A 391-nucleotide genomic window follows, 5' to 3' on the forward strand; every position below is an offset into this window, starting at 1 on the left:
GACACGCCAATACCGAAAAACAGCTAGACGTTCAAGTATTGCAGGAATTGGCTAAAGCCAATGCTTTGCTTGACCAACTTGTTATCCAAGCGGAACAGGATTAAAGGAGAATTGGTATGCTGTTGAAAATCTTTAGCCGAGGCAAAGGCTCAGGTAATGCCCCCATCAATTATCTGCTGGGTAACGATTATATGAGTGAAGGTCAATTAAGAGCTGGGGCAAGGATTGTCAGTGGTAATCCTGTGGTGACCCAAGCCATGATTAATAGCAGTAACTTTGCTCGAAGATATACCGCAGGGGTATTATCGTTTGAAGAAGCCCCCGATGCGATTAGTGAGGCAGACAAACAAGCCATCATTCAAGACTTTGAGAAAGCTATGTTTGCAGGGAT

General features: G+C 44.2%; 1 protein-coding gene. It reads left to right on the forward strand.

Annotated features, from left to right (window positions below):
- Nucleotides 1-116: 116 nt before the first annotated feature.
- Nucleotides 117-391, forward strand: a 275-nt coding sequence (locus D7X12_RS42705) for a hypothetical protein (RefSeq protein WP_439329431.1), incomplete at its 3' end; no start/stop codon positions are given.

The organism is Corallococcus sicarius, from assembly GCF_003611735.1.
Lineage (GTDB): Bacteria > Myxococcota > Myxococcia > Myxococcales > Myxococcaceae > Corallococcus > Corallococcus sicarius.